10 protein-coding genes are annotated in these 7,216 nt (G+C 72.1%); 6 read left to right on the top strand and 4 right to left on the bottom strand.

Going from position 1 to position 7,216, the window contains the following annotated elements; genetic code table 11:
- Nucleotides 1-6: 6 nt before the first annotated feature.
- The gene (locus ACXJKL_RS10385; RefSeq protein ID WP_457206983.1) at nucleotides 7-135 is read left to right on the top strand and encodes a zinc-binding dehydrogenase; all 129 of its coding nucleotides are present in this window, start codon (nucleotides 7-9) and stop codon (nucleotides 133-135) included.
- 10 nt (nucleotides 136-145) lie between these two features.
- On the opposite strand, the gene ACXJKL_RS10380 is transcribed toward ACXJKL_RS10385, so the two are convergent.
- Nucleotides 146-694, bottom strand: coding sequence for a GNAT family N-acetyltransferase (locus ACXJKL_RS10380; protein ID WP_457206982.1), 549 nt, complete (start codon nucleotides 692-694; stop codon nucleotides 146-148).
- A gap of 26 nt (nucleotides 695-720) precedes the next feature.
- Complete coding sequence (locus tag ACXJKL_RS10375; protein ID WP_457206981.1) at nucleotides 721-1,416, bottom strand: AMIN-like domain-containing (lipo)protein; 696 nt, start codon at nucleotides 1,414-1,416, stop codon at nucleotides 721-723.
- Nucleotides 1,417-1,630: 214 nt separating this feature from the next.
- Between ACXJKL_RS10375 and ACXJKL_RS10370 the strand changes: the two genes are divergently transcribed.
- Nucleotides 1,631-2,875 (top strand): DUF222 domain-containing protein, encoded by a 1,245-nt coding sequence (locus ACXJKL_RS10370; protein ID WP_457206980.1) that lies wholly within the window; start codon nucleotides 1,631-1,633, stop codon nucleotides 2,873-2,875.
- An 80-nt stretch (nucleotides 2,876-2,955) separates the two neighbouring features.
- Complete coding sequence (locus ACXJKL_RS10365; protein WP_457206979.1) at nucleotides 2,956-3,966, top strand: aldo/keto reductase family protein; 1,011 nt, start codon at nucleotides 2,956-2,958, stop codon at nucleotides 3,964-3,966.
- 43 nt (nucleotides 3,967-4,009) lie between these two features.
- Here the strand turns inward: ACXJKL_RS10365 and ACXJKL_RS10360 are convergent, their stop codons facing one another.
- On the bottom strand, nucleotides 4,010-4,438 hold the full coding sequence (locus ACXJKL_RS10360) for a DUF2231 domain-containing protein (RefSeq protein ID WP_457206978.1): 429 nt from the start codon (nucleotides 4,436-4,438) through the stop codon (nucleotides 4,010-4,012).
- Nucleotides 4,439-4,657: 219 nt separating this feature from the next.
- Entirely contained in the window at nucleotides 4,658-5,494 is an 837-nt protein-coding gene (locus tag ACXJKL_RS10355) for a DNA/RNA non-specific endonuclease (protein ID WP_457206977.1), read from the bottom strand.
- A 65-nt stretch (nucleotides 5,495-5,559) separates the two neighbouring features.
- On the opposite strand from ACXJKL_RS10355, the gene ACXJKL_RS10350 reads away from it, so the two are divergent.
- From ACXJKL_RS10350 to ACXJKL_RS10340, 3 genes are all read left to right on the top strand, one after another.
- A complete protein-coding gene (locus tag ACXJKL_RS10350) occupies nucleotides 5,560-5,997 on the top strand; it encodes an SRPBCC family protein (RefSeq protein ID WP_457206976.1) in 438 nt (145 codons plus the stop codon).
- The gene (locus ACXJKL_RS10345) at nucleotides 5,994-6,959 is read left to right on the top strand and encodes an SDR family NAD(P)-dependent oxidoreductase (RefSeq protein ID WP_457206975.1); all 966 of its coding nucleotides are present in this window, start codon (nucleotides 5,994-5,996) and stop codon (nucleotides 6,957-6,959) included. Before ACXJKL_RS10350 ends, ACXJKL_RS10345 begins: the two co-directional genes overlap by 4 nt.
- Nucleotides 6,956-7,216 (top strand): Dabb family protein (locus tag ACXJKL_RS10340; protein WP_457206974.1); only part of this gene is annotated, 261 nt, incomplete at its 3' end. The genes ACXJKL_RS10345 and ACXJKL_RS10340, both read left to right, overlap by 4 nt.

The following is a 7,216-nucleotide window of genomic DNA, read 5'->3' as shown; positions in this document are numbered from 1 at the left end:
GACCTCGTGCGGCTGGCCGGTGAGGGACGGCTCGTCGTCCCGGTCGCCCGGATCTTCGCGCTCGCCGACGCGGTCGAGGCGACCGAGCTGCTGATGGGTCAGCACCCGGGCGGGAAGCTGGTCCTCGAGCCCTGAGTCGCGCTCCTCACCGGGGACCCGAGAGCGCCCGCTCGCGCACGAAGTCGTCCTCCCAGCGGTCGCCGATGGCGAAGCGCCTGCGGCCCACCCGCTCGAAGCCGTACCTGGCGTAGAAGGCGTTCGCCCGGGCGTTCTCCTCGCTGACGCTGAGCCAGACGCCGGCGGCTCCGGTGGCCGCGGCCGCGGCCAGGGTCGCCTCGATGAGGCGCGTGGCACTGCCGTCCCCGTGGTGCGCCGGGTCGACGTACATCTTGGAGAGCTCGATCGTCGGCCGGTGGCGCAGCACGTGTGCGACATCGGTGTCCTCGGGCGCGCCCGTGACGAGCATCGAGTAGCCGATCAGCTCGGCGGTGTCACCGTCGACAGCCACGTGGAGGATGCGCGCCGGGTCCACGAGGTGGCGGGCGAAGACCATCTCGGCGAGCTGGTCGGCGATGTAGGCGTCGACCTCCTCGACCGGCGTGTGCGGCGTGCAGGCGAGGGGGAAGGTGCGCGCCGCGACGCGGTGCAGCGCGGCGGCGTCGGTCGGGACGGCGGGACGGACGACGTCGGACATGCAGCGATCCTAGGAAGGGCTCTGGGTCAGTCGGCGCTCTCGTCCACGACGTCGACCACGAGGCGCGAAGGGTCGGCGAGCGCGAACACCCGGAACGGGACCCGGTCGCCGTCGATCCCGGCGAGGACCTGCGTGTAGCCCTCGAACGTGCCGCCGACGTGCACGTCCTCGACGTCGCCGCCGTTCCCGGGCTCGAACTGCGTGGGGCCGCTGTAGTAACCGGGCGCCGGCCACGTGGTGCCGGAGGCGTAGATGTCCAGGACCGCGTCGCCGCCCAGCGGGACGACGTCGCCGCTCCCGTCGAGCACCGCTTCGTCGACGTAGTTGACGGTCCAGCCCGGGGTGCCCGTGCCCGCGAACTCCAGCACGATCCGGTCGAAGCCCTCGTGTCCACCGACGCGCACGTCCGTGAGCACGAGGTCCCACTCGCCCGAGTTGTCCGCCATCTGGCGGGCCGTGGACTCCGGGAAGGGTGGCTCGTCGTCGGCAGGCTCGTCGGCGGGCTCGGCGTCGGCGGGCTCGTCGGCGGGCTCGTCGGCGGGCTCGGCGTCGTCCGGCTCGACGTCGGCCGGGGCGTCGGTGGTGGGTTCCGGCGACGTCGCGGTCGTGGTCGGGTTGGTCGGGGCGGTGCTGGTCGCGTTGTCGCCGCCGGCGGCTCCGCAGGCCGTCAGGAGCGGGACGACGATGATCGCGCCGAGCCGGGCGGTCGTGACTCGGCGCATCGGCTCTCCTCGGCTGGGGTGCCACGGAACTGTAGTGCGTCCTCCGACCACTTCGCTGTCATCGCCGACGTCGAGCTTCGAGGGTGTCTCGACGCGTCTCATCCACACCCACAATGTGGTGATGACGCTCGAACATCTGTTCGACTACGGTGGCGGTACGTCGCCGATCCCGCCCGTGGGACTGCGTGGCGGCCGATCAGCGGGGGGGGCTGGGATGACGAGTGGACACCTGGTCCAGGACGCCGTCGACGCGATCTCAGCAGCCCTGGACAAGGTCGCCGGCGTCGAGCTCCTCTACCTCGCACCCGCCGAGAAGGCGACCGCGCTGGTCGMGCTGGCGCGCCTGGAGTCGCGAGTGACGTCGACCCGGYTGCGGTTGCTGGCSGTCGCCGACGACGTCGCCGAGGAGGCCGGCGACCGGGATGTGGCGGCGTGGTTCGSSCGSACCGTGCACTGCGATCGSGGCCCGGCGCGSCGGGACMTGACGTTGGCCCGTTCGCTGGAGCGGTCRTGGACTCTGTTGGCCGAGGGGCATGCGAGTGGGGAGGTGTCGACCGCGCAGGCCGACGTGATCGCCCGCGCGTTGGACGACCTSCCCGACGACACCCCGACCGACATCGTGGGCAGGGCGGAGCGGGTGCTSGTCGAGCACGCCGCGACCTTCACCCCCCAYGAGCTRCGGGTCCTGGGGAGYCGGATCCTSGACGTGGTCGCCCCCGAGGTCGGTGAGGACCAGGARCGCAAGCGWCTCGAGGACGAGGAACGCCACGCCCGCAAGACCACGTCGCTGACGACCAGGTCGCACGGSGACGGGACCACCAGCATCCGGATCCGGGTCCCCGACGCCACCGCCGGCCGGTTGCTGACGTACCTGCACGCCTGGACCAACCCCCGCAAGAACAACGACGACGCCGGTGGCTCCGGCGGAACCGATGCGCCCTCGTCCCTGCCGTACTCAACCCGCCTGGGCCACGCCTTCTGCGCGCTCCTCGAGCACCTCGACCCCACCCGGCTCCCGGTCCACGGCGGCACCGCCACCAGCGTGGTCATCACGATGGACCTCGAAGCCCTGAAGACCGGACTCGGAGTCGCCACCACCGACACCGGCCACCGGATCAGCGCCTCCGAAGCCCGACGTCTCGCCTGCACCGCAAAGATCATCCCCGCCGTCCTCGGCGGGACGTCCGAGGTCCTCGACCTCGGCCGGTCCCAACGCTTGTATCAGGCCGCCCAGCGCAGGGCGATGGGGATCCGGGACGGTGGCTGCCGCGCCGAAGGCTGCGACATCCCCGCAGCCTGGTGCGAAGCACACCACCTGACCCCATGGAGTCAAGGCGGCAAGACCGACCTCGACGACGGCGTCCTCCTCTGCTCCCACCACCACCATCGAGCCCACGACGACCGCTACCTCCACGACCGACTCCCCGACGGAGACCTCCGGTTCCACCGCCGCAGATAGCAGCGGAGCTGGCGACGAACGGGACCCGGGCGCACGTCCCACTCGTGCGCGCGTTCGTCACGACCCGTAGTTTGGCGGGCATGGAATATCGATACCTCGGACACAGCGGGCTCAAGATCTCGGAGATCACCTACGGCAACTGGCTCACCCACGGGTCGCAGGTGGAGAACGACATCGCGACCCAGTGCGTGCAGGCCGCGCTCGACGCCGGCATCTCGACCTTCGACACCGCGGACGTCTACGCCAACACCGCCGCCGAGACCGTGCTCGGCGAGGCCCTCAAGGGCGAGCGGCGCGAGTCGCTGGAGATCTTCACCAAGGTCTACTGGCCGACCGGGCCCAAGGGCAAGAACGACACCGGCCTCTCCCGCAAGCACGTCATGGAGTCGATCAACGGCTCCCTGCAGCGGCTCCAGACCGACTACGTCGACCTCTACCAGGCCCACCGCTTCGACACCGAGACGCCGCTCGAGGAGACGATGCAGGCCTTCGCCGACATCGTGCGGCAGGGCAAGGCGCTCTACATCGGCGTCAGCGAGTGGACCGCCGACCAGATCCGCGCGGGCGTGGAGATGAGCCGCGAGCTCGGCTTCCAGCTCATCTCGAGCCAGCCGCAGTACTCCATGCTCTGGCGCGTCATCGAGGACGAGGTCGTCCCCGCGTGCGAGGAGCTCGGCGTCTCGCAGATCGTGTGGAGCCCGATCGCCCAGGGTGTGCTCACCGGCAAGTACGTGCCCGGCCAGCCGCTGCCCGAGGGTTCGCGCGCCACCGACGAGAAGGGCGGTGCCGACATGATCAAGCGCTTCATGAACGACGACGTCCTCACCCACGTGCAGGCGCTCAAGCCCGTCGCCGACGAGGCCGGCCTGACCATGGCCCAGCTCGCCGTCGCCTGGGTGCTCCAGAACGACAACGTCGCCTCAGCGCTGGTCGGCGCCTCGCGTCCCGAGCAGGTCGGCGAGAACGTCAAGGCCGCCGGCGTGAAGCTCGACGCCGCCGCGATGAAGGCGATCGACGAGGCCCTCGGCGACGTCGTGGAGCGCGACGCCGGCAAGACGGTCGAGAACTCGCCCCGCACGCGCGTGGTCTGATCCCGTACGACGACTCCGTACGACGCCGGGTCGGCGTCGGGGCTCAGTCCTCGACGCCGACCCCGAGGCGGAAGACGAGGTGCCCACCCAGCCAGGCGCCCGCACCGGCGACAGCGATCCCCGACAGGGCCAGCCGACGGGCGGCGCGTCGGTCACCCCGCCGGTGCTTGATCCAGGCCACGGCGAAGAGCCCGAGCGACGCATCCATCGTGCCGGCGTGCACGAGCGCGACGCGGGTGGCCGACCCCGTCGTCGTACCGAGGTCGTGGGCGCCGGTCACGGCGGTCGGCAGCGCAGCGAGGCAGCCGACGGCCAGCAGCGTGTCGACGGCCGCGGCGTGCTCCTCACCCCCGACGAGGTCGAGCAGGACCGCCATCCCCCACGCCCCCAGCGGCACCTGCGCGGCGACCGGGTGGACGCGGTGCCCCAACCAGGCACCGCCCAGCAGGGCGTCGACGGCGGCCGGTCGCACCAGCCTGTCGTGGGCGGTGGACCGGGCGAGGTCCGCGGCCGCGTCCAGCCCGTCCGCGTCCTCGATGCGACGGGCGAGTGTCTCGAGCAGGCTCWTGCGTCCTCCGGGGGTGCGGGGTGGGATGGGTCCGGGGTGGAATGGGTCCGGGTCGCTCCCAGTCGACCACGGCGGCGACGTCGACGACAGGCCTGCAGGGGTGGAACCGCCCGCGTGAGGTGCTCACCAGACGATGTCGTCCTCGGTCGTGACGAGCCGGGCGGCCACCGGCTCGGCGCCGACGGGCTCGGACGCGAGCAGGACCGGGTCGAAGACCACGCCGGTGCGCTCGGTCAGCGTCGTCACCGGCACCTGGTAGGTCTCGAACTCGCCGAGGTCGATGGCCGCCAGCGGGTCGAGGTCCTGGGTGAGCAGGAAGGCCCGCGCGGTGAGCACGCCGTCCTCCTCCCAGGCGATGACCTTCCAGAACTCCCGCGGGACGAGCACCCCTCGGTAGGCGAGGTCGTCGTCACGGAGCACCGGACCGCCGAGGACGCTGATGCGCAGCAGGTCGATGGTGACGGCCTCGTACAGCGCGTCCTCGAGTCGTCCCCACAACCCCCAGCGCGACGCCTGGTTGAACGCGTCCATCTGGGGGGTGATGTTGGTGAAGAAGAACGAGTCGGTGTTGGCCTGCTGCGCCTCGGCCGCGTCTCCCCAGGTGAGGTCGGCGCGACGGGCGAGGTGCCCGCGGTCGAGGCGGTTGTCGACGTACAGCTCCTCGCCCACCTGCACGTCGGCCGGCAGGCGCGGGTCGAGCCGGAAGTCGTCGCTGCGCGGGAGGCGGCGCATCGCGGTGCCGTCGACGTTCCACGCGACCCAGCGCGCGAGCCGGCGCGAGGCGCTCAGGGTCAGGGAGAAGTGCGTGTACGGCACGACGGGGTCACCGTCGAGCTCGACCGCGTCGCCGGCCAGGTCGGGGGTCAGCGTGGGCACGGCCACGGGGGTGGCGAGGAACCCCTCGTCGTACCCGGAGGTCGCGGAGGCTGATGTCGTGGAGGCTGATGTCGTGGAGGACATGTCACGACGGTACGGCTTTGGGGGCCGGCCCGTAGCGTGGCGAACGACCCCAGGAGTGATGCCCGATGAAGCCCACCGTGACCCGCACGTTCGCCACGACCGCGCCTCCGGAGGTCGTCTACGACTACCTCCGCGACTTCACCCACGCGGAGGAGTGGGACCCGGGCACGGTGTCCTGCGAGCGCATCTCCGGCGACGGCGGTGTCGGCACGGTCTACCGCAACGTCTCCTCCTTCCTCGGCCGCACGAGTGAGATCACCTACACGACCGTGGAGGCCGAGCGCCCCACGCGCCTGCACCTCACCGGGACCAACGAGCAGTTCGACGGCCACGACGTGCTCGGCATCAGGGCCAGCGGGACCGGTTCCGAGGTCACCTACACCGCCGAGTTCGCGTTCAGGGGCGCCGCGCGGCTCGCGGTGCCGGTCGTCGCGGCGTACCTCCCGGTGCTCGCGAGGAAGACCGTCGACCAGCTCCGCACCACCCTGGACGGCCTCGCGTGAGCCGGCCCCTGCCCGTGCGGGCGCTCGACGCCGTCCTCGACCGGACCCTGGTGCTGGGCTACACGACGATCGGGCTGCGGGTCCGGCAGGCGCTGCCGGGCTGGCCGGCCGACCCGACCCCCGACGCGCTCGCCGGGCGCGACGTCCTGGTGACCGGCGCCAGCTCGGGGTTGGGCATCGCCACCGCCGAGGGACTGGCCGCGCTGGGTGCGCGGGTGCACCTGGTGGTCCGCGACGAGGCGAAGGGCGGGCGGGTGCTCGACGAGATCGCCACGCGCCGTCCCGACGCGACGCTGCGGCTGTGGCGCTGCGACGTGGGCGATGTCGACGACGTACGCCGCTTCGCCGCCGAGGTGGCCACCGAGCTGCCCGCGATCCACGCGATCGTGCACAACGCCGGGGTCATGCCGCCGGAGAGGACGGAGTCGGCGCAGGGTCACGAGCTCAGCATGGCCGTGCACGTGGTCGGTCCCGTCGTGATGACCGAGGCGCTGCGACCGCAGCTGGCGGGCGGTCGGGTGGTGCTGGTGAGCAGCGGCGGGATGTACGGCCAGGCGCTGCGTGCCGACGACCCGGAGTTCCGCGTCGGCGAGTACTCGCCGACGACGGCCTACGCCCGCTCCAAGAGGATGCAGGTCGAGATGCTGCCCCTGCTCGCCGACCGGTGGTCGTTGGACGGGATCACCGCCGCGGTGATGCACCCGGGCTGGGCCGACACCCCCGGCGTCCGGGAGTCGCTGCCGCGCTTCCGCTCGATCACCCGACCGGTGCTGCGCGACGACGCCCAGGGCGCCGACACCAGTGTCTGGCTGGTCGGCGTCGAGCCGGCGCCTCCCACCGGCCGGTTCTGGCACGACCGGGTCGAGCGGCCGACCCACCTGCTACCCACCACGCACACCCGCGAGGGCGACCGGGCGCGGGCGTGGGCGTGGCTCCGAGGGGCGGCTAGGGTCGACGGGTGATCCGCCACACCCTGTCCTTCCGCCTCGTCCACCCCTCCGGCTCGCCGGCCGAGCAGGAGTTCCTCGACGCGGGTGCGGCCCTGGCCGCGATCCCGGGGGTGCAGCGYTTCGAGCAGCYGCGCCAGACGAGCAGCAGGAACGACTTCTCGTTCGGCTTCTCGATGGAGTTCGCCGACCAGGCCGCGTACGACGCGTACGACGCCCACCCCGTGCACACGGCGTTCCTGGCGCAGCGCTGGGACCGCGAGGTCGAGGAC

The sequence above is a fragment of the Nocardioides sp. P5_C9_2 genome, from assembly GCF_054049555.1.
The sequence above is the reverse complement of the archived record's forward strand: the minus strand, read 5'-3'. Positions and strand labels throughout refer to the sequence as shown.

Excerpts from the sequence above, each read along its gene's own strand:
- ACXJKL_RS10350 (WP_457206976.1), top strand. The coding sequence starts at position 5,560 with ATGAAGCCCACCGTGACCCGCACGTTCGCCACGACCGCGCCTCCGGAG.
- ACXJKL_RS10380 (WP_457206982.1), bottom strand. The coding sequence starts at position 694 with ATGTCCGACGTCGTCCGTCCCGCCGTCCCGACCGACGCCGCCGCGCTG.
- ACXJKL_RS10365 (WP_457206979.1), top strand. The coding sequence starts at position 2,956 with ATGGAATATCGATACCTCGGACACAGCGGGCTCAAGATCTCGGAGATC.
- ACXJKL_RS10355 (WP_457206977.1), bottom strand. The coding sequence starts at position 5,494 with ATGTCCTCCACGACATCAGCCTCCACGACATCAGCCTCCGCGACCTCC.
- ACXJKL_RS10375 (WP_457206981.1), bottom strand. The coding sequence starts at position 1,416 with ATGCGCCGAGTCACGACCGCCCGGCTCGGCGCGATCATCGTCGTCCCG.